This is a genomic window from Duganella sp. Dugasp78, assembly GCF_059491455.1.
Genome location: NZ_CP168506.1, coordinates 764,079 through 789,306, shown reverse-complemented (window position 1 = coordinate 789,306; position 25,228 = coordinate 764,079). Strand labels below are relative to the sequence as shown.

At 64.4% G+C, this 25,228-nt stretch carries 26 protein-coding genes; 15 read left to right on the top strand and 11 right to left on the bottom strand.

Annotation, left to right across the window (positions count from 1 at the left end; genetic code table 11):
- The first annotated feature begins 31 nt into the window (after positions 1–31).
- Complete coding sequence (locus ACEN9O_RS03435) at positions 32–544, top strand: NADPH-dependent FMN reductase (RefSeq protein ID WP_495616255.1); 513 nt, start codon at positions 32–34, stop codon at positions 542–544.
- Here the strand turns inward: ACEN9O_RS03435 and ACEN9O_RS03430 are convergent.
- Both ACEN9O_RS03430 and ACEN9O_RS03425 read right to left on the bottom strand, forming a co-directional pair.
- A complete protein-coding gene (locus ACEN9O_RS03430) occupies positions 538–1,005 on the bottom strand; it encodes a DUF2244 domain-containing protein (protein WP_495616254.1) in 468 nt (155 codons plus the stop codon). The genes ACEN9O_RS03435 and ACEN9O_RS03430 overlap by 7 nt on opposite strands.
- A gap of 61 nt (positions 1,006–1,066) precedes the next feature.
- Positions 1,067–1,843: a class I SAM-dependent methyltransferase gene (locus ACEN9O_RS03425; protein WP_495616253.1), complete on the bottom strand. Its 777-nt coding sequence runs from the start codon at positions 1,841–1,843 to the stop codon at positions 1,067–1,069.
- A gap of 90 nt (positions 1,844–1,933) precedes the next feature.
- On the opposite strand from ACEN9O_RS03425, the gene ACEN9O_RS03420 reads away from it, so the two are divergent.
- From ACEN9O_RS03420 to lpxC, 5 genes are all read left to right on the top strand, one after another.
- Positions 1,934–2,698: a helix-turn-helix transcriptional regulator gene (locus ACEN9O_RS03420; protein WP_495616252.1), complete on the top strand. Its 765-nt coding sequence runs from the start codon at positions 1,934–1,936 to the stop codon at positions 2,696–2,698.
- A gap of 59 nt (positions 2,699–2,757) precedes the next feature.
- Positions 2,758–3,222 (top strand): VOC family protein, encoded by a 465-nt coding sequence (locus ACEN9O_RS03415; RefSeq protein WP_495616251.1) that lies wholly within the window; start codon positions 2,758–2,760, stop codon positions 3,220–3,222.
- 9 nt (positions 3,223–3,231) lie between these two features.
- Complete coding sequence (locus ACEN9O_RS03410) at positions 3,232–3,366, top strand: hypothetical protein (protein WP_495616250.1); 135 nt, start codon at positions 3,232–3,234, stop codon at positions 3,364–3,366.
- A gap of 179 nt (positions 3,367–3,545) precedes the next feature.
- Positions 3,546–4,388, top strand: a complete 843-nt coding sequence (locus ACEN9O_RS03405) for a DMT family transporter (protein ID WP_495616249.1) — start codon at positions 3,546–3,548, stop codon at positions 4,386–4,388.
- Between the two features lie 54 nt (positions 4,389–4,442).
- Positions 4,443–5,378 carry a UDP-3-O-acyl-N-acetylglucosamine deacetylase gene (gene lpxC, locus ACEN9O_RS03400; protein ID WP_495616248.1) on the top strand — a complete coding sequence of 312 codons (936 nt, stop codon included), beginning with the start codon at positions 4,443–4,445 and terminating at the stop codon, positions 5,376–5,378.
- 69 nt (positions 5,379–5,447) lie between these two features.
- On the opposite strand, the gene ACEN9O_RS03395 is transcribed toward lpxC, so the two are convergent.
- Positions 5,448–5,927 (bottom strand): DciA family protein, encoded by a 480-nt coding sequence (locus tag ACEN9O_RS03395; protein WP_495616247.1) that lies wholly within the window; start codon positions 5,925–5,927, stop codon positions 5,448–5,450.
- Between the two features lie 223 nt (positions 5,928–6,150).
- Between ACEN9O_RS03395 and secA the strand changes: the two genes are divergently transcribed.
- The 3 genes from secA to ACEN9O_RS03380 all read left to right on the top strand — a co-directional run bounded on the left by secA (position 6,151) and on the right by ACEN9O_RS03380 (position 11,372).
- Positions 6,151–8,934, top strand: a complete 2,784-nt coding sequence (gene secA, locus ACEN9O_RS03390; protein ID WP_495616246.1) for a preprotein translocase subunit SecA — start codon at positions 6,151–6,153, stop codon at positions 8,932–8,934.
- 108 nt (positions 8,935–9,042) lie between these two features.
- Positions 9,043–9,822 carry an ABC transporter ATP-binding protein gene (locus tag ACEN9O_RS03385; protein ID WP_495616245.1) on the top strand — a complete coding sequence of 260 codons (780 nt, stop codon included), beginning with the start codon at positions 9,043–9,045 and terminating at the stop codon, positions 9,820–9,822.
- Positions 9,819–11,372, top strand: a complete 1,554-nt coding sequence (locus ACEN9O_RS03380; protein WP_495616244.1) for a hypothetical protein — start codon at positions 9,819–9,821, stop codon at positions 11,370–11,372. Before ACEN9O_RS03385 ends, ACEN9O_RS03380 begins: the two co-directional genes overlap by 4 nt.
- Before the next feature lie 34 nt (positions 11,373–11,406).
- Here ACEN9O_RS03380 and ACEN9O_RS03375 read toward each other — a convergent pair whose 3' ends face one another.
- Positions 11,407–13,491: a TonB-dependent receptor plug domain-containing protein gene (locus tag ACEN9O_RS03375; RefSeq protein ID WP_495616243.1), complete on the bottom strand. Its 2,085-nt coding sequence runs from the start codon at positions 13,489–13,491 to the stop codon at positions 11,407–11,409.
- 144 nt (positions 13,492–13,635) lie between these two features.
- Here ACEN9O_RS03375 and ACEN9O_RS03370 point away from each other — a divergent pair, with 144 nt between their 5' ends.
- Positions 13,636–14,748 carry a sensor histidine kinase gene (locus tag ACEN9O_RS03370; RefSeq protein WP_495616242.1) on the top strand — a complete coding sequence of 371 codons (1,113 nt, stop codon included), beginning with the start codon at positions 13,636–13,638 and terminating at the stop codon, positions 14,746–14,748.
- Positions 14,749–14,753: 5 nt separating this feature from the next.
- The gene (locus tag ACEN9O_RS03365; protein WP_495616241.1) at positions 14,754–15,521 is read left to right on the top strand and encodes a LytR/AlgR family response regulator transcription factor; all 768 of its coding nucleotides are present in this window, start codon (positions 14,754–14,756) and stop codon (positions 15,519–15,521) included.
- A gap of 6 nt (positions 15,522–15,527) precedes the next feature.
- Here ACEN9O_RS03365 and ACEN9O_RS03360 read toward each other — a convergent pair whose 3' ends face one another.
- The 3 genes from ACEN9O_RS03360 to ACEN9O_RS03350 form a co-directional block, all read right to left on the bottom strand.
- A complete protein-coding gene (locus tag ACEN9O_RS03360) occupies positions 15,528–17,531 on the bottom strand; it encodes a sensor histidine kinase (protein WP_495616240.1) in 2,004 nt (667 codons plus the stop codon).
- A gap of 73 nt (positions 17,532–17,604) precedes the next feature.
- Positions 17,605–18,006, bottom strand: a complete 402-nt coding sequence (locus ACEN9O_RS03355; protein WP_495616239.1) for a type 2 periplasmic-binding domain-containing protein — start codon at positions 18,004–18,006, stop codon at positions 17,605–17,607.
- Positions 18,007–18,021: 15 nt separating this feature from the next.
- Complete coding sequence (locus tag ACEN9O_RS03350) at positions 18,022–19,236, bottom strand: porin (RefSeq protein WP_495616238.1); 1,215 nt, start codon at positions 19,234–19,236, stop codon at positions 18,022–18,024.
- A gap of 390 nt (positions 19,237–19,626) precedes the next feature.
- On the opposite strand from ACEN9O_RS03350, the gene argJ reads away from it, so the two are divergent.
- From argJ to ACEN9O_RS03330, 4 genes are read left to right on the top strand one after another with little or no spacing between them, the layout of a single operon-like run.
- Positions 19,627–20,865, top strand: coding sequence for a bifunctional glutamate N-acetyltransferase/amino-acid acetyltransferase ArgJ (argJ, locus tag ACEN9O_RS03345; RefSeq protein ID WP_495616237.1), 1,239 nt, complete (start codon positions 19,627–19,629; stop codon positions 20,863–20,865).
- A gap of 1 nt (position 20,866) precedes the next feature.
- Entirely contained in the window at positions 20,867–21,739 is an 873-nt protein-coding gene (locus tag ACEN9O_RS03340; protein WP_495616236.1) for an ATP-binding protein, read from the top strand.
- Positions 21,736–22,152: an NUDIX domain-containing protein gene (locus ACEN9O_RS03335; protein WP_495616235.1), complete on the top strand. Its 417-nt coding sequence runs from the start codon at positions 21,736–21,738 to the stop codon at positions 22,150–22,152. The genes ACEN9O_RS03340 and ACEN9O_RS03335 overlap by 4 nt, the downstream gene beginning before the upstream one ends.
- A 20-nt stretch (positions 22,153–22,172) precedes the next feature.
- On the top strand, positions 22,173–22,595 hold the full coding sequence (locus ACEN9O_RS03330) for an anti-sigma factor domain-containing protein (protein ID WP_495616234.1): 423 nt from the start codon (positions 22,173–22,175) through the stop codon (positions 22,593–22,595).
- Between the two features lie 4 nt (positions 22,596–22,599).
- On the opposite strand, the gene yacG is transcribed toward ACEN9O_RS03330, so the two are convergent.
- From yacG to ACEN9O_RS03310, 4 genes are all read right to left on the bottom strand, one after another.
- Entirely contained in the window at positions 22,600–22,773 is a 174-nt protein-coding gene (gene yacG, locus ACEN9O_RS03325; protein WP_495616233.1) for a DNA gyrase inhibitor YacG, read from the bottom strand.
- 9 nt (positions 22,774–22,782) lie between these two features.
- Positions 22,783–23,538, bottom strand: a complete 756-nt coding sequence (zapD, locus tag ACEN9O_RS03320; RefSeq protein ID WP_008445477.1) for a cell division protein ZapD — start codon at positions 23,536–23,538, stop codon at positions 22,783–22,785.
- A gap of 65 nt (positions 23,539–23,603) precedes the next feature.
- A complete protein-coding gene (coaE, locus tag ACEN9O_RS03315) occupies positions 23,604–24,242 on the bottom strand; it encodes a dephospho-CoA kinase (protein ID WP_495616232.1) in 639 nt (212 codons plus the stop codon).
- A gap of 7 nt (positions 24,243–24,249) precedes the next feature.
- Entirely contained in the window at positions 24,250–25,125 is an 876-nt protein-coding gene (locus tag ACEN9O_RS03310) for a prepilin peptidase (protein WP_495616231.1), read from the bottom strand.
- Positions 25,126–25,228: the final 103 nt, after the last annotated feature.

Below are 25,228 nucleotides of genomic sequence, written 5' to 3'. Positions count from 1 at the left end.
TCGGCGTGACACCTGCTAGCAGAAGATACCAATGAAAGTAATTGCCATATCCGGCAGCCTGCGGGCCGCCTCTATCAACTCGATGCTGCTGCGCGTGATGGCCGATGTGGCGCCACCGGGCATCGAGGTGCGGCTGTACCGGGGCTTGGGACAGCTACCGCTGTTTAACCCCGATATCGCCGAGCCGCCGCCGGTGGTTGCCGCGCTGCGCGATGCATTGCTGGCCGCCGATGCGGTGGTGATCGCCAGCCCGGAATATGCGCACGGCGTGACCGGTGCGGTCAAGAACGGCCTCGATTGGATGGTCGGCAACGAATCCTTCATCGACAAGCCGGTGGCGCTACTGAACGCCTCGCCGCGCGCCACCCATGCCTACGCATCGCTGCGCGAAACCATCACCGTGATGTCGGCGCGCGTGGTGGAAGCCGCGTCGATCACCTTGCCGCTGCTGGGCGCCAACCTGAGCGAACAGGCGATGCGCGCCGATCCGCAAATCTGCGGCATGCTGCGCGCGGCCTTGCTGGCGCTGAAGGCCGATCAGTAACCCGGTACGCGCAGGAAGAAGGCCAGCTCATCGGCCAGCCGGCGCCGCTGGGCCGCGCCCAGGAAGCGGCCGATTTCGATCTGCTGGTTGCGGTCGTCCAGTTGAATCAGATCGCTGTCGCGCCGTGGCGGCAGCAGACGGGTGGTGCCGGGATGCAGCCTGAGCGCGCTGCGTTGGCGGCCCCGGCGTTGCTCCACCACGATGATCACGCCGGGACAAATATCGATACGGTCGTAGTCGTCGCGATGGTGCGCGCAGTAGCGCAGGCACGCTGCCAGCGCCGCCTGCTCCAGCGTAGCGTAGACCAGCACATACCAATAGCCCTGCCACAGGAAGACCAGCGCCACCAGCGCCGACGGCACGCACAGCGTCGCGAACACCAGCGCCAGTTGGCGCTGGGTCAGTGTGCAGCGGCGCTCCAACAGCCAGCTGCGCGGCTCGGATGGCACATCGCGCGGCATCGCATTCTCCCTGGACGTCCGCAAAGTATATCGCGGTTCGCGCGCGCCGCCGTGACGCGGCTTAGTAGATATCGCCGAAATCGTGCTTGGCCTTGAACAAGGTCGAGTCGATCGAGAACGAGCAGTCGGCCTGCACGGCGAAGTATTGCAGCGTCTCCTCCGGCGCCGTGCCGAACAGGCTGCGGATCGCCGTCACCCGCTCGGCCGGGGTGCGCATGCGGGCGGTCCATTCGTCGAACTTCATTTCCAGCTTCCAGTCGCTGACGCGCTCGCAGGTGAAGCCCGCGCCTTCCAGCATCGTCTGCCATTCGGAGGGCCGGTAGTCGCGCACGTGCGAGCCGTCGCGCAGCAGCTCGACCGCCTGCAAGGTGGTGTCGTGCAGCGGGCTTTCCGGTGCGGTGATGTCGATGACGATCAGCACGCCGCCTTTCTTCAGCACCCGCTTCACTTCGCGCAGCGCGGCCGGCACGTCCAGCCAGTGGTGCGCCGAGAAGCGCGTGACCACCATGCAGAACGACGCGTCCGCAAACGGCAGGCTGGCCACGTTGCCCTGTTGCGTGATGACGTTGTCCAGCCCCCGCTCGCGGGCGGCGCCGGTCACCACGGCCAGCATTTCCGCCGACAGGTCGAACGCCGTCACGGATTTCGCCACCGGCGCCACCGCGAAGCTGGCGTGGCCGGCGCCGCAGCCCAGGTCCAGTATCGTCGGATGCGGCCCCAATACGCGGGCGATCTCGCGCAGCGCGACCAGGTCGGCGCCTTGCGAGTGGACGGTGCTGGTCAGGTAGGCGCTGGCGGTATTGCCGAATTGCTGGGCGACGACGGCTTGCTGTTTCATGTTTTTCTCCAAAAATGGGCGAGTCAGGGCAGAATAGGCGTGTTTTTATCCTGTAACAAGACAAGTACTTATCCTGGTATAAGAACTACCATGCACACCAAACTCGGCGAATTCATCCGTACCCATCGTGAGCGCACCGCGCCCGCCAGCGTCGGCCTGCCCGGCGGCGGACGGCGCCGCACGCCCGGCCTGCGGCGCGAAGAGCTGGCGCAGCTGTGCGACGTCAGCCCGACCTGGCTGACGTGGCTGGAGCAGGGCAGGGAAGTGCAGGCGTCCGGCAAGATGCTGGCGCGGCTGGCGGAAGTGCTGCGTCTGTCGGCCGCCGAGCGCGCCTACCTGTTCAGCCTGGCCGACCGGCTCGATCCGCATCACGACGACGATGGCGGCAACGCGGAGGAGTCGCTGGACGCGCTGGTCGCGGCCATCGACGCGCCGGCTTATGTCGTCGACCGGCAATGGGACGCGGCCGCATGGAACCCGCAGGCGGCGCAGCTGTTTGCCGGCTGGCTGCCGCCGCGTCCGCATTCGCCGCGGCCGAACCTGCTGCGCTACATGTTCCTCAGCCCGGCGGCGCGCGAACTGATCGTCGACTGGCCGGAGCGTGCCCGGCGGCTGGTGGCCGAGTTCCGCGCCGACATCGGCCGCCATGCCAGCGAGCAGCCGCTGGCCGGCATGATCGCCGAGCTGTCCGCCGCCAGCGCCACCTTCGCCGAGCTGTGGATCTTGCAGGACGTGGTCGGCAGGGAAGGTGGCCTGCGCCGTTTCCGCCATCCGCGGCAGGGCGATCTGAACTTCAATCAGGTGACGCTGCATCTGGCCAAGCGCCACGACCTGAAGCTGGTGATGCTGCTGTGACAGGACAAGCGCCGCCAGATCGGATAGAGTCACCGGAACTGACAATCAAGGAGTAGGGAATGCGAACGATAGCGATGCTGTGCGTGGGCGTGTTGATGATGGCCGGGCCGGGCGTCTCCGCGGCTGCCGAGCCGGCCGGACATATCACCGGCGTCGGCGGTGTGTTCTTCAAGGCCAAGGACCCGAAGGCGCTGGCGGCCTGGTACCGCGACGTGCTGGGCATGCCGCTCGAAGTGTGGGGCGGCGCCAAGCTGCGCTACGACGCGCCCCAGCATCCGCCGGCGCTGATCTGGAGCGCCTTCCCGGCCACGACGAAATACTTCGCGCCATCGACCAGCGAGTTCATGATCAACTACGCGGTCGACGACATGGACGCCTTCCTCGCGCGGCTGGGAACGAAAGGCGTCGCCATCCTGAAGCGCACCGACGACGACCCGAACGGCCGCTTCGCCTGGATACTCGATCCGGAAGGGAACAAGATCGAACTCTGGGAGCCGAGACGCGTGGCGCCTGTGGCACCTTAGCATTACGTGATGATGAAACCGCTTATCGCTTTACTGCTCACAGTCTTGTCGGGTTCGGCGTCGGCCGGCTGGCTGGTGCAATCGATCTACATGCCGGAAGCCTACGGACTCTTTAAAGACGGCGTCACCGACGGCGTACGCTGAATCAACGGGCCTTCTGCAAGGAAAGTAGGCCCTTGCTATAATCTGGACGACCGGACTCAGCCCGGCACTGGCTCCGGACGTCGCCATAATGACGTTCCCAGTGGTCCGCCCGGACCTGCAGCAAGGAGCTTCCCCTGTCCACCGCCACCCGCTCGGAAAACCTGCGCAGCATCTACGCGATGCTGGCCGCGGTCGCCATGTTCTCGTTCATGGACACCACCATGAAGGTGCTGTCCTCCCACTATCCCGCCACGCAAGTGACCGCCATGCGCGCGCTCAGTTCGCTGCCGCCGCTGTGCGGCTATATGCTGTATCGCGGCGCCTTCCGCGGCATCTTGCGCGTGCGCTGGGGCATGCACATCTTCCGCAGCCTGCTCGGCATCGCGATGCTGACTTCGTTCGCCTACGGCCTCAAGGCGCTGTCGCTGGCCGAGGCCTATTCGATCTTCTTCATCGCGCCGTCGCTGATCACGGCGCTGTCGGTGTTCATCCTGAAGGAAAAGGTCGGCACCGGCCAGTGGGGCGCCATCGCGGTGGGCTTGCTTGGCGTGCTGGTGGTGCTGCGGCCCGAAGGTACGGGCTTCCTGACCCTGGGCGGGCTGGCGCTGCTCGGCTCGGCCGCCTGCTATGCCATGACCGCGATCACCAGCCGCGTGCTGGCCCGCACCGACAGCAACGAGTCGATGATGTTCTGGTACCTGCTGCTGATGGCGGCCGGCGGCCTGGCGATGTCGGCCAGCCACTGGGTGCCGGTGCGCGCCGAGGACGGCTGGGTGCTGCTGGCGCTGGCGCTGAGCGGCTTCCTCGGCCAGCTGGCCATCACGCGCGCGTTCAGCTCCGGCAAGGCCTCGGTGGTGGCGCCGTTCGAATACTCGGCGCTGGCCTGGGGCGTGGCGATCGACTGGCTGCTGTGGCACACGCTGCCCGACGGCTACACGCTGCTCGGCGCCGGCATCATCATCGCCAGCGGCATCTATCTGGTGCGGCGCGAATCGGTCCACGCCGAAGCCGAACATCCTTGACGATAGGAAAGTTAGCCGACAGCGCGGCGGACCCAACTTCGCTATAATCGTCGGATGTTAAAACAACGCACTATCAAAGAACTGGTCCGCACCACAGGTGTCGGCCTGCATTCCGGCACCAAGGTCGAGCTGACCCTGCGCCCGGCCGCGCCGGACACCGGCATCGTCTTCCGCCGCGTCGACCTGAACCCGGTGGTGGAGTTTCCCGCCAGCGCGATGGCGGTGGGCGACACCCGCATGGCGTCCGTGCTGGTCAAGGACGGCGCCCGCGTCTCGACCGTCGAGCACCTGATGTCGGCCTGCGCCGGCCTCGGCCTGGATAACCTGTACATCGAAGTCAGCGCCGAGGAAATCCCCATCATGGACGGTTCGGCCTCATCGTTCGTGTATTTATTGCAACAGGCGGGCGTGCTGGAACAGCCGGTCGCGAAGAAATTCATCCGCGTGCTGAAACCGGTGGAAATCCGCGAAGGCACGGGCGACAAGGAAAAATGGGCCCGTCTGACGCCGTACAACGGCTTCAAGCTGGACTTCTTCATTGAATTCAACCATCCGGCGGTGGATGGCACCCAGCAGCGCGCCCACGTGGACTTCGGCGACGTCTCCTACGTGCACGACGTGGCTCGCGCCCGCACCTTCGGCTTCATGCAGGACGTGGAAATGCTGCGCGGCATAGGCTTGGCGCGCGGCGGATCGCTGGAAAACGCCATCGTGATGGACGAGTACCGCATCCTCAATTCGGACGGCCTGCGCTACGACGACGAGTTCGTGCGCCACAAGATCCTGGACGCCATCGGCGATCTGTACCTGGTCGGCCATCCGCTGCTGGCCAGCTACGAGGCCCACAAATCCGGCCACGCGCTGAACAACCAGCTGCTGCTGGAGCTGCTCAAGCATCCGGATGCGTATGAAATCGTCTCGTTCGAGACCAATGAAGTTGCGCCGCCATCGTATCTGCGCCAGATGGCGCGTGAGTGGGCGCTCACCTAACCCCCACCGCGACACAGGGGTCGGACCCCGTACGGGGTCCGACCCCGGGGGCATATCGCCGTGCGGGGTTCAGGTAGCACGCCGCTTGGCCACCATCGCCTTCAGCGCCGCGATCAGCGAAGCATTCTGCGGCGTGGCCTCCAGCGTATCGCCCAGCTCGTCGAAGGCCGTCACGGCCGCTTCCGTCAGCCACAGCGAGCGCATCTGCTCCTTGATCTCGGCCGGCTTGGTCATCAGCACCTTCAGTTTCACACCGTGCACCTGCCAGCCGCGCCGCGCCAGCGTGTCCTGCAGCTTGGGCAGCTGCTGCTTGAGCTTGGCCGCCAGCGCCGCATTCGGCAGCGACAAAATCAATTGCCCATCCTCGAACGCCAGGATTTCGCAGTACTTGAACATGGCCGGCAGGGCCGCCGCGCAGTCTTTTTGCAGCGAAGCCATGCGCTGGATGGCCGGCAGCAGGGCCGCCATCCTGTCGTCGCGGCGCAGGAAATCGGTCGCCCCGACGGGAGTGTGGCGTCTGATGGAGACGTTGGAAGAGTTGAATCGCATGTGCAGCAACATATCACAGCGGCAAAAAAACGTCACCACCGGTTAAAATGGCTTAATTTTGTGACATTGTTCGCTCTTGGGCTATTGTTAAACAGGTCAATAACCCAATGTAGGCGCGGACGCATGATAAAATCACCGTCTTTTGCCATAGTCGAACTCCGTGCGGTAAGGCGTTTTTCACCTACAGAGCTTTTTTTAACGGCGTTTTTTCAAGAATTCAAGCATGTCATTACTGACCCAGATTTTCGGTAGCCGCAACCAGCGGCTGCTCAAGCAATACCAAAAAACGGTACGCGAGATCAATGCGCTCGAGCCGGCGATGGAAAAACTGTCCGATGCCGAGCTGCAAGCGAAGACGCCTGCATTCAAGGAACGCATCGCCAATGGCGAATCGCTGGACGCGCTCCTGCCCGAGGCGTTTGCCGTCTGCCGCGAAGCGAGCAAGCGCGTCTTCAAGATGCGCCACTTCGACGTGCAGCTGATCGGCGGCATGGTTCTGCACTACGGCAAGATCGCCGAAATGGGCACCGGCGAGGGCAAGACCCTGACCGCTGCCCTGCCGGCCTATCTGAACGCGCTGTCGGGCAAGGGCGTGCACGTTGTCACCGTCAACGACTACCTGGCGCAGCGCGACGCGGAAACCATGGGCAAGCTGTACGGCTGGCTGGGGCTGTCGACCGGTATCAACCTGTCGCAGATGGAACACGCCACCAAGCAGGCGGCCTACGCGTCCGACATCACCTACGGCACCAACAACGAGTTCGGTTTCGACTATCTGCGCGACAACATGGTGTTCGAAGCCCGCGACCGCGTGCAGCGCGTGCTGAACTTCGGCATCATCGATGAAGTCGACTCGATCCTGATCGACGAAGCCCGCACCCCGCTGATCATCTCCGGCCAGGCCGAGAACCATACCGACCTGTACTACAAGATCAACGAAGTGCCGCGCCTGCTGACCCAGCAGGTCGGCGAGGAAACGCCGGACGGCAAGGGCAAGGTTGAAGTTCCTGGTGATTACACCAAGGACGAGAAAGCCCACCAGGTGCTGCTGACCGAAGCCGGCCACGAAAAAGCCGAAGCGATTCTGACCAAAATGGGTCTGCTGCCGGAAGGCGCCTCGCTGTACGACTCGGCCAACATCACGCTGGTGCACCACCTGTACGCGGCGCTGCGCGCGCACGCGCTGTACTTCAAGGATCAGCACTACGTGGTGCAGAACAATGAAGTGGTGATCGTCGACGAATTCACTGGTCGCCTGATGACCGGCCGCCGCTGGTCCGACGGCCTGCACCAAGCGGTCGAGGCGAAAGAGGGCGTGAAGATCCAGAACGAGAACCAGACCCTGGCCTCGATCACCTTCCAGAACTACTTCCGCATGTATTCGAAGCTGGCCGGCATGACCGGTACCGCCGATACCGAAGCCTACGAATTCCAGGAAATCTACGGCCTTGAAACCGTGGTGATCCCGCCTAACCGTCCTCTGCAGCGCAAGGACCGTCAGGACCAGGTCTACAAATCGTCGGCCGAGAAGTACAACGCCATGATGTTGGAAATCCGCGAATGCTACGACCGCGGCCAACCAGTGCTGGTGGGTACCACCTCGATCGAAAACTCGGAACTGCTGTCGGGCATCCTGACCAAGGGCGGCCTGCCGCACAACGTCCTGAACGCGAAACAGCACGCCCGTGAAGCGGAAATCATCGCCCAGGCGGGTAGCCCGAAGGCGATCACCATCGCCACCAACATGGCTGGTCGCGGTACCGACATCGTCCTGGGCGGTAACGTCGAGAAGCAGATCCAGTTCGTTGAAGCCAACCCTGAACTGAGCGACGCCGACAAGGCCGCGCAATCGAAGGCGCTGCGCGACGGCTGGGAGGCGTTGCACGAGCAGGTGGTTGCCGCCGGCGGCCTGCATATCGTCGGCACCGAGCGTCACGAATCGCGCCGCGTCGACAACCAGCTGCGCGGCCGCGCCGCACGTCAGGGCGACCCTGGCATGTCGCGCTTCTTCCTGTCGCTGGACGACCAGCTGCTGCGCATCTTCGCGGGCGACCGCGTGCGCGCCATCATGGACCGCCTGAAGATGCCGGAAGGCGAACCTATCGAAGCGGGCATCGTCTCGCGTTCGATCGAGTCCGCACAGCGCAAGGTTGAGGCACGCAACTTCGATATCCGTAAGCAGCTGCTGGAATACGACGACGTCGCCAACGACCAGCGTAAAGTGATCTACCAACAGCGTAACGAGCTGCTGGAAGCGACCGACATCTCGGAGCTGATCGAGTCCCTGCGCCACGGCGCCTTCACCGACCTGGTACGCGAATACGTGCCGGCGGAATCGGTGGAAGAGCAGTGGAACATCAAGGGCCTGGAAGCGGCGCTGGCATCGGAATGGCAGATCGACCTGCCATTGCGCGCCATGCTGGAAAAAGAACAGAACCTGAACGACGACGATATCCTGGACCGCGTACTGGCCGCGGCCGATGCGTTGTACCAGTCGAAGATCGACATCGTCGGCAAGGAATCGTTCGGCGGCTTCGAACGCAACGTGATGCTGCAAAGCGTGGACAGCCACTGGCGCGAACACCTGGCGGCGCTGGATCACCTGCGCCAGGGTATCCACCTGCGCGGCTACGCGCAGAAGAACCCTAAGCAGGAATACAAGCGCGAAGCGTTCGAGCTGTTCGGCCAGATGCTGGATATGATCAAGAACGAAGTGGTCAAGCTGATCATGACGGTCCGTATCCAGTCGCGCGAAGAGATCGATGCGGCGGAAGCGGCAATGCAGCAGTCGCACGTTGAGAACGTGAGCTACCAGCATGCCGACTTCAACCCGAACGCCGCGCCGGAAGATCTGTTGTCGCCAGCTGCGATCACCGGTCTGCCGCCAGGGCTGCAAGGCCTGAGCGGCGAGCAGCTGATGGAGATGGGCCTGAAAGTCGGACGTAACGACCCATGCCCATGCGGCAGCGGCAAGAAGTACAAGGCCTGCCACGGCAAGCTGGCGTAAGCACAACCCGGGAGCTGGTCTCCCGGTATCCAGGCAAGGCATGAACGGCCCGATCGTAACCTCGATCGGGCCGTTTTTATTACAACCAAAAACAAATCAGGCCGGCATATGGCAGACTCGAACACAGTGACGACTTCTCCATCCCCTGCGCTGGAGATCGTCGGCCTCGCGAAGAGCTTTGGCGGCATCGCCGCCGTAGATGATCTGAATTTAACGATTCCGCAGGGAGAATTCCACGCCCTGCTGGGGCCTAACGGCGCTGGCAAGACGACCACGCTGCGCATGGTCGCGGGCTTGCTCAAGCCTGATCACGGAAGCGTCCGCATCCTCGGGCATGACATGATGAAGGCGCCTGCGCAGGCCAAGCAGCGCTTGGCCTTCCTGCCGGATGACCCTCTGCTTTACGGCAAGCTTCGTGCGCTGGAGTACCTGGAATTTGTCGCGGGACTGTGGGGTATCTCACCTGAGGTCGCCGCGCCGAAGGCCGAGGAATTGCTGCGGCTACTCGATCTCTGGACGCATACGGGAGAACTGGTCGAGGGCTACTCCCGCGGCATGCGCCAGAAGCTGGCGCTCGCCGGTGCGCTGATCCACGACCCGCAGTTGCTGATCCTGGACGAGCCGCTGACCGGCATCGATGCCGGCGCCGCCCGCCTGGTCAAAGACTTATTGCTTGAACGAGTAGCCTTTGGCGGCACGGTCATTCTCACCACGCACATTCTCGAATTGGCCGAGCGCCTGGCGCAGCGCATCAGCATCGTTCATCGCGGCCGGGTCATCGCCCAGGGCGCCCTTGATGAATTGCGCGCCGAAGCGTCCGCGCAAGGCGGCCCCAGTACCACGTTGGAGCAGGTGTTCCTGCAACTGACCGCCGTGGACCACGCATGAAGACCATATCGACCGGGCGCCCTGGCAGCGTTCGGTGGTTGATCCGGCATGAACTCCGGCTCGCCTGGCGCATCTCCGCCGCGCGCCGGACCACATGGCTGCTCGTCCTCGGCGCGATCTGGCTGGCCTTGCACGGCGTGGCCTACTTCTTGTTCCGGTGGTGGGCAGGCGCTGCAGGCATGTCGCAGGCCGGCATGACGTTGATACTCGGAGGAGTGACCTGGGGACTGATCTGCGTGATGCTGATCGGAGCCATATCGGGCTCTGTCTCTGCATTGTTCGATCGTGACGACCTCGACCTGTTGTTGTCATCCCCTTTGCCGACGCATACTGTTTTCATGGTGCGTGGATTGGGCGTCGTGGCAGACGCGCTCAGGACGCTGCTGTTTCTGTTAGCACCGGTGGTGAACGTGGGCGTGCTGTTTGGCTTCTGGAGGCTGCTGGCCATCTACCTGACACTGCCGGCGTTGGCGCTGGCCGTGACTGCGCTGGGCATGGGACTCTGCCTGACATTGGTTCGCCTGCTGGGCGCACGCCGTACGCGCGTGCTGGGACAAATCCTGGCGACCGTCATGGGAGCCGTGGTTTTTCTCTCGATACAGTTTGGCCAATGGTTCGCCCCGGATATGAGCGGGCGCGTGGTCGATGCCATGACGCGTTGGGCTGCGCCAGGTGGCCCGCTCGCGCCAGAGAGTCTGCTGTGGCTTCCGTTCCATGCCTTGGTCGGAACGCCGATTCCCTTGCTGGTCATGCTCGTCGTTGGACCTGGCGCCTTCTGGCTCACCATTTTCCTCGCCCATCGTCGCTTTCTCGCAGGGACGCAGGAGACGGTATCCGGCAGCACCACGCGCGCAGCGGCGGCTCCCCAAGGCGGAACGGTCCGATTCAGCGCCGGCTTGTGGCGCATCGTGTTCATGAAGGAGTGGCGCCTGCTTCGCAGGGACCCAAGGCTGATTTCCCAGACGTTGACGCAGATGCTCTATGCGGTGGTGCCCACGGTGTACATCGTCATGAAAGGGGGGGCGGGTTCGGCTGGGCTACCGGCACTGCTTGGTCCGGCGATAGTGTATTTGACCGCTTCGCTGGCAGGCAATCTCGCGTGGATTACAGTCGCTGCTGAAGACATTCCTGAACTGCTGCGCAGCGCTCCGGCCTCGCTGTCCCGGCTACGCTGGGTGAAAGCGCTGGTCGCCTTGATCCCCGCCTGGTTGTTGGCGGTTCCGGCATTGCTGTTTGTCGCAAGGACCAATCTGGCCGCTGTGCCGGCGCTGTTTTTTTGTATTGCGGGCAGTACGCTTTCGACGGCGGCAGTGCAGGTCTGGTATCCCACGGCGGCGAAGCGCGCGGACATGGCGAGCCGCACGCGGGGCCTGGACGCGGTCAGCTTGATAGCGGGTTTCATCACCCTGGCTTGGGTGGCTTTTGCCTTTTGTCTGGCTGATGCCCCTGCGTACGCGCCGCTGGCGTTGTTGGCGGCAGCGTTGGGAAGTGGCGCGGTGTGGCTCCTGGGCCGGGCTCCGCGCGCAGATGAGGAATGGACACGGGATTGAAAGCGCGAGGCGGCCGATCGGGGACGTCGCGGCTTCAAAGCTGGCGCTCGTAGACGGCGCGGATGCCGGCGCGGGTTGGCGTGCTGGAGGTGCGCGCGGTACTGTAGCCGCCGTCGGCGTAGAAGCTGCCGAGCAGCTGGTCCTGGTGCAGCACGTTCAGCAGCGATATGCGCAGCCGCGATCTGCTGTCGAACTTCCATAGCGCGTAGCCGTCCAGGGTGCGCGTGACGCCGGTGTAGCTGGCCAGGCTGCCGCTGGTCCTGACCATGCCGCCGGTCTGCATGCCGGCATTGAACCCCAGCGTCAGCGCACCGGCGGGGCGGTAGTCCAGGCCCACGTTGGCGCTGAACGGGATCTGCGCGCTGAGGCGGTTGTCCGGCCCCGGCACCGCGTCCAGCCGCGACCAGTTGCGCGCCGCGTTGGCACGCACGTCGATGGGCCATGCGCTGAGGGGGAATTTGGCATCGAACTCGATGCCTGCCACCTTGGCCTTGCCGCCGTTGAACGGCGTCGTCACCCACGAGCCGTTTTGCTCGAACAGGTGCTGTACCGTCACGTCGCGGATGCGCCGCGCGTAGGCCGATACGCTCACCGAGCCTTCCTTGCCGAAGTACGATTCATATGCCGCGTCCAGTCCCCACGCCAGCTCCGGCCGCAGATCGGGATTGCCCTGCACGTCCGGGTTGGTGGGGCCGTTGTCGTTGTTGGTGGTGTAGCGGCGCGGCAGCATATCGCGGGTCGGCGGGGCCTTGTAGGTGCGCGCAAGGGCCAGCCGCACTTGGTCGCGCTCCTGGTTCGGCAGCTTCCACATCATCTGCGCCACCGGACTGAAAACACTGGAGCGGTTTTGCACCGCTGCCAGCAGGGCGCCGTCGGTACGCGTGTCCAGCCCCTCCCAGCGCAGGCCGAGATAGGCTTGCAGGCGCGGCGTTACGTCCCATTCGTCCTGCACGAAGAGGGCGATGCGGCGCACGCGGGCCTCATATTCTTGCAGCAGCTGGCCCAGCGCCGTGCCGTTGGCCGCGCTGTCGTCCTGTCGGCGCATCTCGCTGCGGCGCGTGTCGGCGCCGTCCCAGCCGATGGCCAGGCTGTGGGCTTCGCGCAGGCGGGTCAGGTATTTGCCGCTGGTAGTGAGGCTGTCGTCGTCCGCGTTCGATGCGACCGCGCGCGTGAACAGCGGCGTGCCGCCTGCATTGGCGCCATGGAAGGCGTAGTCGGTGTTGCGGTGGTTGTAGTCGTAGCCCAGTTTCACGCTTAGCTTGCCGTCCGTGCCGACCGCGTGCGTCCACGTCACGCCGCTGCGCAGGAAGGTCGTGTGCGACAGCGCGTGCCAGTCATTGACGGGGTAGGCGGTGGATGCGCCGTAGATGCTGGTTTCACGGGAGTCCCCGTGGCTGTCGGTGCGGTACAGGTCCAGCAGGTTTTGCCATGCCAGCGTATCGCCGTTTGCCAGCGTCCAGTTCAGGCGCGGCGCCAGATTCAGCTTGGTCTGGTGCGATGCATTCAGTTCCGCGAAGGTGCGCAGCGCCGCTGGTCCCTCCACGCGCTCGGTGGTGCCTGGCGTGTTGCGGAAACCCGTGTCGCTCAACGTACCGGCCAGGCCGTACGATAACGCGCCATCGCGGTCGGTAACCTGCATGGTGGCGGATGGACCGGTCACGCCTTGCAGATTCTCGACGCCCAGCTTGAGGTCGCGTTGCGCGCGGCTGCCCTTGCGCAGGATGACGTTGATGCTGCCCGCCATGGCCTGCGCGCTGTATTCGGCCGATGCGGTGCGCAGTATCTCGATGCGCTCTATCAGTTCTGGAGAGATGGCGTCGATGGACATGCCCTGCGGCGCGGGCTCACCGTTGATCAGCAACTGCGTGTAGCCGGCGCCCAGCCCGCGCATGCGCACCTCGCCGCCGGCCACCGAGATGCCCGGTTGGCGCTTGAGCAGGGCGGAGAGCGTGGTATCGCCATACAAGTCGATGTCCGCGCGGCCAATGACTATCCTGGCCGCCGTGTCGTTGCGGCGCAGGGCCTGCGCGGCGGAACCGGTGATGTCAACGCGCTGCATGTCGGCGGCGTCCTGCGCGTTTGCGCTCGCCGCAAGGCAGAGCAGTAAAAGAGGCTTCATGAGGAATGCGTAAGTTGATCCGACGGCGAGTATCGCGCCAGACCATCCGCGCCTGACAGCCTTTGTGACGAGCGCCCGGATTGCCGTGACGATGTCCCGCCATCGCGCATTTTGGCCGTCCATGCGGCTGATATACTCACCGCCATGGATCAACCCTCCCTCACATGGCGCGAAGTGCGCAACACCTTGCTGGTCAACCTGCTGGTGTGGGGCCTGCTGTGCGCGGTCGGCGCCGCCAGCGTCTACAGCGACGTGCTGCGCAAAGGCGGTGGCCCCAGCTATGGCTACGTGATGCTGAATTGGGATTTGAACCACGCACTGATCATGACGCTCAGCTTCGGCCAGTATCTGGTCTTCCGGCGTTGGCCGGACCTGACCGCCAGCGTACGCGCCATCGTGCGCTGCTACGCGATGGTGGTGTTCATCTTCCTGCCGCTACAGTTGATCTACATGGCGGTGCTGGATGCCGTGCGTGAGGACGGAGCGCTCGATCTGGCCCATGCCTGGCACCTGTTCGTGTCGCCACGCGGTTTTAATGTGTTCCTCGAATTCGCCTGGTCGACCGGGACCTACACAGCGGTCACCGCCATTTGCATCTGGCGCCGCAGCCAGGCGCGGGACAAGGCATGGCAGCAGGCGCTGACCGACAACCTGCATCTCAACCTCGAACTGGAGCGCCAGCGCATGCTGGCCCTGCGCGCGCAGCTGGAGCCGCATTTCATCTTCAACGCCCTGAACGCGATCAGCGCCCTGGTGCGCACCAGCGACGGCGACCTGGCCTTAAACGGCATCAACCGCCTGAGCGATCTGCTGCGCTACGCGCTGACGGCCAGCGGCCGCGATTGGGTCAGCGTCGGCGAGGAACTGGCCTTCGTCGGCGACTACCTCGCCTTGCAGCGCCTGCGCTACCGGGCGCGATTGCAGGTGCAGATGGACGTTGGCGACGTCCATGGCGGCGAGTGTCCGCCGCTGCTGCTGCAACCGCTGATCGAAAACGCTTTGCGCCACGACCTCGATTGTCATGAAGGGGACAGCGATATCCGCATCCATATGTACTCCGAGGGTACGCAGCTGCATATCCGCATCAGCAATCCTGTCACGACGGACGCCCAGCCGAATCCGGGACTCGGAATGGGGCTCTCCAACACGCGGGCGCGCTTGCAGCTGGCCTATCGCGGCGAGGCGTCGTTGGAGAGCGCTGCGCGCGACGGCCGCTTCGAAGTGGCGATCCGCTTGCCCATGTATCCGAAGGAGTGACGGCGATGCGTGTCTTGCTGGTCGATGACGAAGAACCGGGGCGCATCAACTTGCGCTACGCGCTGGCGCGGCATCCGCAGTGGCAGGTGGTCGGCGAATGCGCCAGCGCCGCGGCCGCGCGCGAGCTGCTGGCGCGGCAGGAGGTGGACCTGGTGTTCCTGGATGTGCAGATGCCGAAGGAATCCGGCATCGACCTGGCCCGCAGCCTGAGCGCGATGGCCGAGCCGCCGTTGATCGTGTTCGTCACCGCCTACAACGTCTACGCGATCGAGGCGTTCGAAGTGCATGCCATGGACTATCTGCTCAAGCCTTTCGACGACGCCCGCCTGGCGCAGACGCTGGAGCGCGCGGCGGCGATGCTGGCCCGGCGCCAGCTGGCCGGCTTCGCCCCGGCGCTGCGCGCCTACGTCGCCGCGCAGCCGGCGATCGCGCCGGCGGGTTACTGGCAGCAGGTCAGTGTGCGTTCGATCGGGCGCATCGAGTGCATACGGCTCGAGGAGGTGCAGTGGCTGGAGGCGGACGGCAACTACGTCAAGCTGCACCTGGAAAATCGCTGCGTGTTGTACCGCATGCCGCTCAGCCGCCTGGAGGAGCATCTGGACCCGGCATGCTTCGTCCGCGTGCATCGCCGCGCCATCGTCGCGGCAGGGCAGTTTGCCGCGCTGTCCGTGGTCGGCGACGGCAGCTACCTGCTGGCGCTGCGCTGCGGCGATACGGTCGCCGTCAGCGAGCGCCATGTGGATGCGGCGCGCGCCCGTCTGGGCGCGGCCTGATGGACACTAGCGCGTGGCGTCGCGCTGCGGGGCGGAGAAGGGCAGCAGCATGCGCACCGCCGTGCCGACGCCCGGCGCCGAATCGATGGTGATGCGTCCACCCAGCACACCGGTGACGGTGTTGTAGACGATGTTCATCCCCAGCCCCGTCCCTCCCTGGCCCATCTTGGTCGTGAAGAAGGGGTCGAACACGCGGCGCAGGACGTCCTCGGGCATGCCGGCGCCGTCGTCGCTGAACATCAGCTCGACGATGTCATCGTCCACCGCTTCCGCGCGCACGGTGATGGTGCCGCCCTTGCGCTGGTCGAAGGCGTGGTTGAGCGCATTGTTGACGAGGTTATTGAGCACCTGGTACAAGGCGCCGGGATAGGAATCGAAGCTCAGTCGCTCCGGAATTTGCAGCACCACCTCGCACTCGGCGCGGCGCAGGCGCGGCATGTAGGTGGCCATGGTGTCGTGCACCGCCGACAGCAGGTCGAAGCGGCGGCGCTGGTCGTTGGTCTGGTCGACGGCGATCTGCTTGAACGACGAGATCAGCTCCGCCGCCTTGTGCAGCGATCCGGAAATCAGCTGGCTGGCCAGGCGCACTTCCTCCAGGTGGGCGGTGAGCTCCGAGCGCCGCAGCGCGCCGGCCGCCACATGCTGGTCGAACTCCACCACGCGGTCGCGCAGCGCGGTCGACGCCAGCAGGCTGTTGCCGATCGGCGTATTGAGCTCGTGCGCGATGCCCGCCACCAGCGATCCGAGCGAGGCCATTTTCTCGGCCGCCAGCAGTTCGTGCTGCGTGTGCTGCAAAGTCTCCAGCGCCGCACTCAGGTCGGTGTTGGCGCGTTCCAGCGCCGCCGAACGCTCGCGCACGCGCGACTCCAGCGACACGTTCAAGTCCTTCAGTTCGCGCTTGGCGTTGAGCTCCTCGGTCAGGTCCAGCAGCGCCCAGATGATGGAGTCGTTGCCGTTCAGCGTCAGCGAGGACGACCAGATCGCCACGCTGCCCACGCTGCCGTCGGGCAGCAGCACGCCGGCGATGGCGCCGTGCACCGCGCCTTCGGTCTTGTACATTTCCCAGATGCGATCGCGCTCCAGCGTGCTGGCCCAGAACGGCACCTCGTCGCTGCGCTTGCCGATCAGGTTTGCCGCGCCCGCGCCGAAGGTGTGCGTGACCGCGCGGTTGGCGGCGACGATGCGGCCATCGCGGTCCGACACCGTCAGCGGCAGCGGCGCCATGTCGAACAGCGTCTTGAAGCGCGCCTCCGATTCCGACAGCCGCTGCTGCGATTGTTCCAGCTGCGCGATGCGTTCGCGCAGCGCCGCGCTCATGGCGTTGAGCGCGCGCGCGAAGACGGCGATCTCGTCGCCGCCTTCGACCGGCAGCGCCTTGTTGTAGTCGCCCAGCGCCATTTGCTGCGATTGGTCCGTCAGTGCGTTCAGGCGCCGTCCGATGCCGTGGGTGAAGGCGTAGAACAGCACCAACCCCAGCGCCAGTCCGATCAACGAGATCACGCCCCCTTGCAGCAGCACTTCGTCGCGCGCCTGCTTCAGGTCCCTGGTGCTGAGGCCGAAATTGATGGAGCCGACGCGGTTATCGCGCAACAGCAGCGGCGAGCGCGCGTGCAGCATGGCGCCGTCGAGCAGGGTGCGCACGCCCTTGAAACTGGTGCCGCCGCCTTGCCGCAGCAGCTCCGGCAGCGGACCGCGGCGCTTGCCGGCTTCGATGATGGGTTTTTCGTGTTCGTCGAGGATGACGAGGTAGCGCACAAAGCTGTCGTCCGGGTCGGACAGCATTTCGGTCAGGTAGTTGGTCAGTTCGGACAGGCGGCCGCGCGTGGCGTAGGGGCTGAGGGAGAGGTTGAGCGTGACCGCGTATTCGCGGGCGACGCGTTCGGCGTTGGTGCTGACGGCGTGGTTCATCAGGCGCAGGCTGTTCCAGATCAGCAGGCCAACCACCAGCGCCTGGATGACGGCGCTCAGCAGCAGGAATTTCGCGCGCAGCGATAGACTCAAAACGTACACTCCTTCTGGCGATGCCAGGAACGCACGTCCCTGCCGTCCACGGGGGACGGCAGGGGGCAGGGCTACCTGGAGGTTAAGGCAGGGTCAGGATCACCTTGACGGTGTCGTCCACTGCCGACTTGTCAATATAACCGATCGCCTTGGGATCGGCAGCAACTGCTTTTTTTACCTCGGCATTGTTCGGGTATTCCTTGGGCGGCGTGGCTTTACCGGTGAACACCAGCTTGGACCACAGGGCCTTGACCTGGGCCGGGTCCTTTTCCGCGACCTTCTGGTAGAAGTCGGCGCGGATGTGCGAACCTTCGGCCTGGTCGATTGGCGTGAACAGGTTGGATTTACCGAGGAAGAATTGCGAAGCCTGTTCCGAGAACATGCGGGTGGCGGGGTTCTTCTGGCTGACGATGACGACGGTTTCCGCCGAGGCGCTGGCTGCGGCGAGCGACGACAACAGCGCAGCGATGATCATTTTTTTCATGTTGTGGACTCCGGATTAGAAGACGAAATCGACCGCGGCGGCGACGACGGTGACGTTGTTGTTGAAGCCTGGCTGCACGAAGATCAGCGAGCCGCCCTTGGCCTTAGGCTTGGCGCGGTCGACCTGCACCTTCAGCGCCATCGATTTGGCGAAGTCCCAGCGCACGCCGATCAGGTCGGACGTCTGTTCCGTCGCTGGCAGCAGGCCGTAGACGGCGGCGCCCAGCGGGCTGTTCTTCGGCAGGGCCGCGGGCGGGGTCACCGAGCTGCCGGCGTCGCGGACGGCGGCGTGCGCGTAGTAAGGCAGGACCTTGCCGACGCGGTAGCCGACCATGGTGTACCAGGCGTTGGTGTCGGGGATGTACACCGCTTCCTTGGCGCGGCGTTGCGCGTATTCGGTCTGGACCACGATGTTGTGCCAGTCCATGGTGGCGCCGAGCGAGGTGAAGGCGATCTTCTTGCCGTCGGTCAGGCCGAGGTCATTGGCCAGCTGTTTGAAGCCGAACTGGTTCAGCGTCGCGGTCAGGCTGTTGATCGGCGCCAGGTCGTTGGTCTTCAGGTCGGCGCGGGCGTGGCCGAAACGCACCAGGAACGGGCCGTATTCGCCGGTGAAGCTGATGCCGACGGCGGGCGCGCGGTAGGTCGCGACGGCACCGGCGCCGGTAGGCACGAACAGCTTGCCGCGGCTGACGCCGACGAACGCCTGGGTGGTGAAGTTGAAGTCGCCAAAGGCGCGCTGGAAGTTGACGTCCGCGCCGTCGACGTTTTCGATCGGGGCCTGGCCGTACATTTCAATCGGCGGACGCATCATGGTGTTGGCGTAGCCGACGTTCTGGTAGTCCGAGATCAGGAAGGTCGGCAGCACCACGCGGCCGACGCGCACGCTCACCTCGTCGTTGACGCGGGCTTTCAGGAAGGCCCAGGTCAGGTCGGTGGTGAAGCTCGGGCTGGTGTTCTTGCGGGTCAGGATCTGCGCGGTGCCGGACAGCCAGTCGTTGATCTTGTAGGTCGCCTGCAGGCCCAGGTTGGTGTCGAGGCCGATCTTGGCCTTGTCGCCGACGCCTTCGGCCTGGTTGTAGCGGGCAAATTGCGCCTGGTCGGTATTGCTCTTGGCGATGCCCAGGGTGCCGAAGGCGCTGATGGTCAGGTTGTCATCGCCCAGGGTGCCTGCCTGTGCCTGCATGGCGGCGGTGGCGGCAAATACGGCAGCTACTAGAAGTTGCTTTTTCATGTGGTCGGTTTCCTTTGATTTGTTGTCAGTTGTTCGTTGCTATTGACGATCGTGTCGCCTTGTTTGTCTCGTGGCATGCGGGGATGGGGCATTCGGGGTGAACCATAAACTAATTTCCGTACGGCATGAAATCATTTTATTTAATTTAGAACGAACGTACTAAAATGTTGTCGCTTTTACGTTGATGATAACGATTTCTTCAATAAATTCATGGGGTTGTATGACATCCTTCTAGTGCTTTTCGAACAAATTTGCGCTTAAATTATGCTTTTTAGTGGTTGCGCAATTTTGTGACCAAAAGTATTTGAAGTGGGGAATGATGCGATGCGCCATTTTGTCCGTCAGGTATTACAATAGCGGCTCCCACTTTCCACTCACGAGAACACATATATGGCCGTCAACTCCCCTCTGCCCGTCGCCTCCGCACTGAAGCCTGTAGCCGGCATCGAAATCGGTTTTGCCGAAGCCGGCATCAAGAAGCCGAACCGCAAGGACGTGCTGGTGATGAAAGTGGCGCCGACCGCCACCGTGTCCGGCGTGTTCACGCTGAACCGCTTCTGCGCGGCGCCGGTGCAGATCGCCAAGGCCCACCTGGCGGCCGCCAAGGAAAGCGGCAAGCCGATCGCCGCGCTGCTGATCAACACCGGCAACGCCAACGCCGGCACCGGCGAGCTGGGCCTGTCGCTGGCCAATGAAACCTGCGCCGCGCTGGCCGCGCAGCTGGGCTGCGAAGCGTCGCAGATCCTGCCGTTCTCCACCGGCGTGATCCTGGAGCCGCTGCCGGCCGCCAAGGTGATCGCCGGCCTGCCGCAAGCGGTCGCCGGCCTGAAGGCCGACAACTGGTACAACGCCGCCGAAGCCATCATGACCACCGACACGCAGCCGAAAGCCGGCTCGCGCACCGTCACCATCGGTGGCCATAGCGTCACCATGAGCGGCATCAGCAAGGGCGCCGGCATGATCAAGCCGAACATGGCGACCATGCTGGGCTACCTGGCGTTCGACGCCAAGGTGGCGCAGCCGGTGCTCGACGTGCTGGTCAAGCAGGTGGCCGACCAGTCGTTCAACTGCATCACCATCGACGGCGACACCTCGACCAACGATTCCTTCATGCTGATCGCCACCGGCGCCGGCACGCTGGAAATCACCTCGGTGGACTCGCCGGAGTACGCCCAACTGGCGGCCGCCGTGACCGACCTGTCGCTGTTCCTGGCGCAGGCCATCGTGCGCGACGGCGAGGGCGCGACCAAGTTCATCACCATCACCGTAGAAGACGGCGCCAGCGTCGAGGAGTGCCGCAAGATCGCCTACTCGATCGGCCACTCGCCGCTGGTCAAGACCGCGTTCTTCGCGTCCGACCCTAACCTGGGCCGCATCCTGGCCGCCATCGGCTACGCCGGCGTGGACGACCTCGATGTCAGCAAGCTCAATCTGTACCTGGACGACGTGTGGGTGGCCAAGAACGGCGGCCGCAATCCGGACTACAAGGAAGAAGACGGCCAGCGCGTGATGAAGCAGAGCGAGATCCTGGTGCGCGTCAAGCTGGCGCGCGGCGCGGCGGCGGCCACGGTCTACACCTGCGACCTGTCGCACGACTATGTGAGCATCAACGCCGACTACCGTTCGTAAGATGGCGACCCCTCTCGAACAATTCCTGGTGCGCGCCGAGGCCTTGCTGGCGCGCGTGGAGGCGGTGCTGCCGCAGGCACCGCGCGAGCCGGACTGGAAGCTGGGCTTCGCCTTCCGCTGGCGCAAACGCAACGGCGGTGGCGCCAGCTACCTGCAAGCGGTGGCCCACGTGTCGTCGATCGCGTTGGACGACCTGCAGCACATCGGCCCGCAGAAAGAGCAGATCGAGCAGAACACCCGTCAGTTCGTGCAGGGCAAGCCGGCCAACAACGTGCTGCTGACCGGCGCGCGCGGCACCGGCAAGTCCTCGCTGATCAAGGCCTGCCTGAACCAGTTTGGCAAGGATGGCCTGCGCCTGATCGAAGTCGACAAGGCCGACCTGGCCGAGCTGCCCGACATCGTCGACATCGTGGCGGGCCGGCCGGAGCGCTTCATCATCTTCTGCGACGACCTGTCGTTCGAGGAGGGCGAGAGCGGCTACAAGGCGCTGAAGGTGGCGCTGGACGGCAGCATCTCGGCGCAGTCGGACAATGTGCTGATCTACGCCACCTCCAACCGCCGCCACCTGATGCCGGAGCGTATGTCCGACAACATGAGCTACAAGCACGACGAGGATGGCGACCTGCATCCCGGCGAGACGGTGGAGGAGAAGATCTCCCTGTCCGAGCGCTTCGGCCTGTGGCTGACTTTTTATCCGTTCAAGCAGGACGACTACCTGGCCATCGTCGGCCACTGGCTGTCGTCGCTGGGCTGCAGCGAGGCGCAGATCGAGGCGGCGCGCGCCGATGCGCTGCGCTGGGCCTTGCAGCGCGGCTCGCGGTCGGGCCGCGTGGCCTGGCAGTTCGCCAAGGACTACGCCGGGAAGCAGGCATGAGCGGCGCGCAGGCGAAGGTCAAGCCGGTGGACGTCGCGGTCGGCATCCTGATGAAGCCCAATGGCGACGTGCTGCTGGGCCAGCGTCCGGCCGGCAAGCCGTATGAAGGCTATTGGGAATTCCCCGGCGGTAAAGTCGATCCGGGCGAGACCGTGCTGCAAGCGCTCAAGCGTGAGTTCGTCGAGGAACTGGGCCTGACCGTCAACAGCGCCGAGGAGTGGTGCGGCGTCGAGCATGTGTATGAACACGCGCATGTGCGGCTGCATTTCTTCATCAGCCGCGACTGGAGCGGCGAGCCGCAAAGCCTGGAAGGCCAGGCCTTCGCATGGCAAGGCGCGGTCGGCGTCGAGCCGCTGCTGCCGGCCACTATCCCTCTGCTGGAGTGGCTGGACCTGGTGCGTTACGGATCGTGATGACGCGCTGGTGGAATGACGTGAGCATCTGGCGCGGACTGGCCAGCGTCGCGCTGGCTGGCTGCGTCGGCTTGGGCGCGATGCTGGTGCTGCGCCCGGCACCCCCGGGACCCGCCTGGGTCGCGGTGCTGTCGGCGCCACAGGACCGCAACGCCGGCTGGATCGCGTCGGTGGGCGCGGACCGCCAATTGACGCTGACTCCGCTGCACGACACCGTCGTCGCCAACCGCAAGGCGCTGCAATTGTGGATATCGGCGCCGGGTTGGAGCGCGCCTGTGTCGCTGGGTTTGCTGGAGCAGGACCGCCAGCTGAAACTGGCGTTGGATCAGCTGCCGCCGCTGCAGGCGGAGCCATCATTCGTGATCACGCTGGAACCGCAAAGCGGCTCACCGGCGCCAGGCGGACCGGTGCTCTACGCCGGCCAAGCCGTCAAGCCGCAATAAGGGCTTATTCTTCGTCGTTCGGATCTTTGGGCGGAGCGGCGGGGATGGCGTACTTTTCCTCGGCCCAGGCGCCGAGATCGATTTGCTTGCAGCGTTCCGAGCAGAACGGGCGATACTTATTTTCTTCCTTCCACTCCACTTTTGCGGAGCAGGTCGGGCAGTCAACTACGGTGGCCATGATAATTCTTCAGAAGTTACAGAGTGTGAGCTCGAATGGTACATCATCTTCCAGCGGCTTGGGTTTCAGGTCGCCGCCCTGCGAGGTGAAGCGCACCCACAGCATGTACTTGTTGGCCGAGATCTCCGGGATCGCGCCCAGCGATTCATCCAGGGTCAGCCGCAGCATCTGGTAGACCTTCCCCTGCAACATTTGCTGGTAGCTGCCGGCCACGGCGATCATCTTGACCGGTCCGCCGGAATCGCGCAGCAGGCGCAGCACCAGGCCCAGCGCGTCGAACAGCGGCGCCAGCGGCGCGAACCAGGTGGCGATGTCGTTGAAGCGCTGCTCGGCCGGCCGCTTCTGCCAGGCGTAGTAGGACGGCAGGTCGAATTCGCAGGCGCCGCCGGGAATGATGGTGCGGCCGCGGATGCTCATCAGCCACTCGTTGTCGCGCACGTTCTGGCCGGTCTTGCCCTGGGCCGCGACCAGCGCGCTGCTCACGCCGTCCAGCTCGGCCAGGATGGCGTCCAGCGTTTCCGCTTGCACGTTCGGGTTCATGCGGTAGCCCAGCAGCGATTGGCGCTGGCGCTCCAGTTCTTGCAGCAGGTCGGATTTCAAGTCGGCGCGACCGGCCACCTCCAGCATGTCGAAGATGGTCGCCAGCGCGACGTGGTGCTGCATAGGATGTTCTTGATGCACAAAGAACTTGAATTTCTCGTACAGATCCTCTAATCGCAACAACGTGCGGATGCGCTCGTTGAAAGGATATTCGTAGACAATCAAAATAACATCCCTCTGTAGGTGGACTTGCGATTAATTCCCGTGATTTTGAAGCAAGCCAAGCAAAATTACAAACGTTGCGAAGGTATTGTTGCCGTTCTTTTCGAAAATGCCAGATATAAAGCGTGCAAGCGGGCGATTTGGGGCTCTAAAGCTTCAATTCCGTTGCCGTTTTCGATAACGTCGTCCGCCGCGTCCAGCCGTTGCTGGCGGCTGGCCTGCGCCGCCATGATGGCGCGGACCTGGCTTTCCGGCAGATTGTTACGCGCCATTACGCGCGCAATTTGCACTTCTTCCGGACAGTCTACCGCGAGTACGCGCGTAACCCGCGCACGCCAAGTGCCCGATTCGACCAGCAGCGGCACGGCGAAGATGACGTAGCTGCCGCTGGCCGCTTCGGCGGCGGCCAGCGCGGCGTCGCGGATGCGGGGGTGGAGGATGGCTTCGAGGCGGCTCTTGGCGCCGGCGTCGGCAAACACCAGGCTGCGCATGCGGGCGCGGTCGAGCGCGCCGTTGGCGTCGGCGAATTCGGCGCCGAACGCGGCGACGACGGCCGGCATCGCCGCGCCGCCGGGGGCGGTCAGGCTGTGGGCGATCTGGTCGGTGTCAACGATGCTGGCGCCGCGCGCGGCGAACATGTCGGCCACCGTGCTCTTGCCGCTGCCGATGCCGCCGGTCAGGCCGATGGAGAAGGGCAGTGTGCTCATCGGTGGCTTAGAGGTAGGGATAGAAGGTGCGGGTGAACGCCATGATCGGATCGCGGTACAGGAAGACGATCAGGCCGGCCGCCGCCAGGTAAGGGCCGAACGGGATCTGGTAATCGAAGCCGCGGCGGTTGACCAGCATCAGCGCGATGCCGGCCACCGAGCCCACCAGCGACGACATCAGCACGATGGCCGGCAGCGTCGCCCAGCCCATCCACGCGCCCAGCGCGGCCAGCAGCTTGAAGTCGCCGTAGCCCATGCCGTCGCGGTGACGTACCAGCTTATACGCCCAATTGACGGACCACAGCGCCAGATAGCCGGCCGCCGCGCCGATCACGGCGTCGTGCAGCGTGGCGAAGGTGCTGTTGATGTTCATCAGCAGGCCGGCCCAGATCAGCGGATAGGTCAGGTCGTCCGGCAGCAGCTGGGTGTCGAAGTCGATGAAGGTCATGGCGATCAACAGGTACAGGAACAGCAGGCCGGCCAGGCCGGCCCAGCCGCTGCCGAAGTGCCACACCACCACGGCGGACAAGGCGCCGGTCAGCATCTCGATGGCCGGATAGCGCGCCGAGATCGGCGCCTTGCAGTTGCTGCATTTGCCGCGCAGGACCAGGTAGCTGAGCACCGGGATGTTCTCCATCGCGGTGATCTGGTGCTGGCAGTGCGGGCAGGCCGAGCGCGGCACCATCAGGTTGTAGCGTCCGGTGTGCGGCTCTTCCTTGCCGGCCTCGACGGCGCAGTAGTTGTCCGATTCGCGCTGCATCATCTTCGGCAGGCGGTGGATCACCACGTTCAGGAAGCTGCCGAACAGCAGGCCGAACAGGCCGGCAATCAGGCTGATGGCGAGCTCGCCGGCGGGGGCAAACAACAGGGTTGGTTCAGGCATAGGTCGGGCCGCGTGGATTATTACAGTGGCTCATATTAAAGCATTACGGCAACATAGCGGAACGGTTTTTCAACGCGCGCCGTCCAGCGCAAGCCCCTCCTTG

Excerpts from the sequence above, each read along its gene's own strand:
- ACEN9O_RS03435 (WP_495616255.1), top strand. The coding sequence starts at position 32 with ATGAAAGTAATTGCCATATCCGGCAGCCTGCGGGCCGCCTCTATCAAC.
- ACEN9O_RS03430 (WP_495616254.1), bottom strand. The coding sequence starts at position 1,005 with ATGCCGCGCGATGTGCCATCCGAGCCGCGCAGCTGGCTGTTGGAGCGC.
- ACEN9O_RS03425 (WP_495616253.1), bottom strand. The coding sequence starts at position 1,843 with ATGAAACAGCAAGCCGTCGTCGCCCAGCAATTCGGCAATACCGCCAGC.
- ACEN9O_RS03420 (WP_495616252.1), top strand. The coding sequence starts at position 1,934 with ATGCACACCAAACTCGGCGAATTCATCCGTACCCATCGTGAGCGCACC.
- ACEN9O_RS03415 (WP_495616251.1), top strand. The coding sequence starts at position 2,758 with ATGCGAACGATAGCGATGCTGTGCGTGGGCGTGTTGATGATGGCCGGG.
- ACEN9O_RS03410 (WP_495616250.1), top strand. The coding sequence starts at position 3,232 with ATGATGAAACCGCTTATCGCTTTACTGCTCACAGTCTTGTCGGGTTCG.
- ACEN9O_RS03405 (WP_495616249.1), top strand. The coding sequence starts at position 3,546 with ATGCTGGCCGCGGTCGCCATGTTCTCGTTCATGGACACCACCATGAAG.
- lpxC (WP_495616248.1), top strand. The coding sequence starts at position 4,443 with ATGTTAAAACAACGCACTATCAAAGAACTGGTCCGCACCACAGGTGTC.
- ACEN9O_RS03395 (WP_495616247.1), bottom strand. The coding sequence starts at position 5,927 with ATGCGATTCAACTCTTCCAACGTCTCCATCAGACGCCACACTCCCGTC.
- secA (WP_495616246.1), top strand. The coding sequence starts at position 6,151 with ATGTCATTACTGACCCAGATTTTCGGTAGCCGCAACCAGCGGCTGCTC.
- ACEN9O_RS03385 (WP_495616245.1), top strand. The coding sequence starts at position 9,043 with ATGGCAGACTCGAACACAGTGACGACTTCTCCATCCCCTGCGCTGGAG.
- ACEN9O_RS03380 (WP_495616244.1), top strand. The coding sequence starts at position 9,819 with ATGAAGACCATATCGACCGGGCGCCCTGGCAGCGTTCGGTGGTTGATC.
- ACEN9O_RS03375 (WP_495616243.1), bottom strand. The coding sequence starts at position 13,491 with ATGAAGCCTCTTTTACTGCTCTGCCTTGCGGCGAGCGCAAACGCGCAG.
- ACEN9O_RS03370 (WP_495616242.1), top strand. The coding sequence starts at position 13,636 with ATGGATCAACCCTCCCTCACATGGCGCGAAGTGCGCAACACCTTGCTG.
- ACEN9O_RS03365 (WP_495616241.1), top strand. The coding sequence starts at position 14,754 with ATGCGTGTCTTGCTGGTCGATGACGAAGAACCGGGGCGCATCAACTTG.
- ACEN9O_RS03355 (WP_495616239.1), bottom strand. The coding sequence starts at position 18,006 with ATGAAAAAAATGATCATCGCTGCGCTGTTGTCGTCGCTCGCCGCAGCC.
- ACEN9O_RS03350 (WP_495616238.1), bottom strand. The coding sequence starts at position 19,236 with ATGAAAAAGCAACTTCTAGTAGCTGCCGTATTTGCCGCCACCGCCGCC.
- argJ (WP_495616237.1), top strand. The coding sequence starts at position 19,627 with ATGGCCGTCAACTCCCCTCTGCCCGTCGCCTCCGCACTGAAGCCTGTA.
- ACEN9O_RS03340 (WP_495616236.1), top strand. The coding sequence starts at position 20,867 with ATGGCGACCCCTCTCGAACAATTCCTGGTGCGCGCCGAGGCCTTGCTG.
- ACEN9O_RS03335 (WP_495616235.1), top strand. The coding sequence starts at position 21,736 with ATGAGCGGCGCGCAGGCGAAGGTCAAGCCGGTGGACGTCGCGGTCGGC.
- yacG (WP_495616233.1), bottom strand. The coding sequence starts at position 22,773 with ATGGCCACCGTAGTTGACTGCCCGACCTGCTCCGCAAAAGTGGAGTGG.
- coaE (WP_495616232.1), bottom strand. The coding sequence starts at position 24,242 with ATGAGCACACTGCCCTTCTCCATCGGCCTGACCGGCGGCATCGGCAGC.
- ACEN9O_RS03310 (WP_495616231.1), bottom strand. The coding sequence starts at position 25,125 with ATGCCTGAACCAACCCTGTTGTTTGCCCCCGCCGGCGAGCTCGCCATC.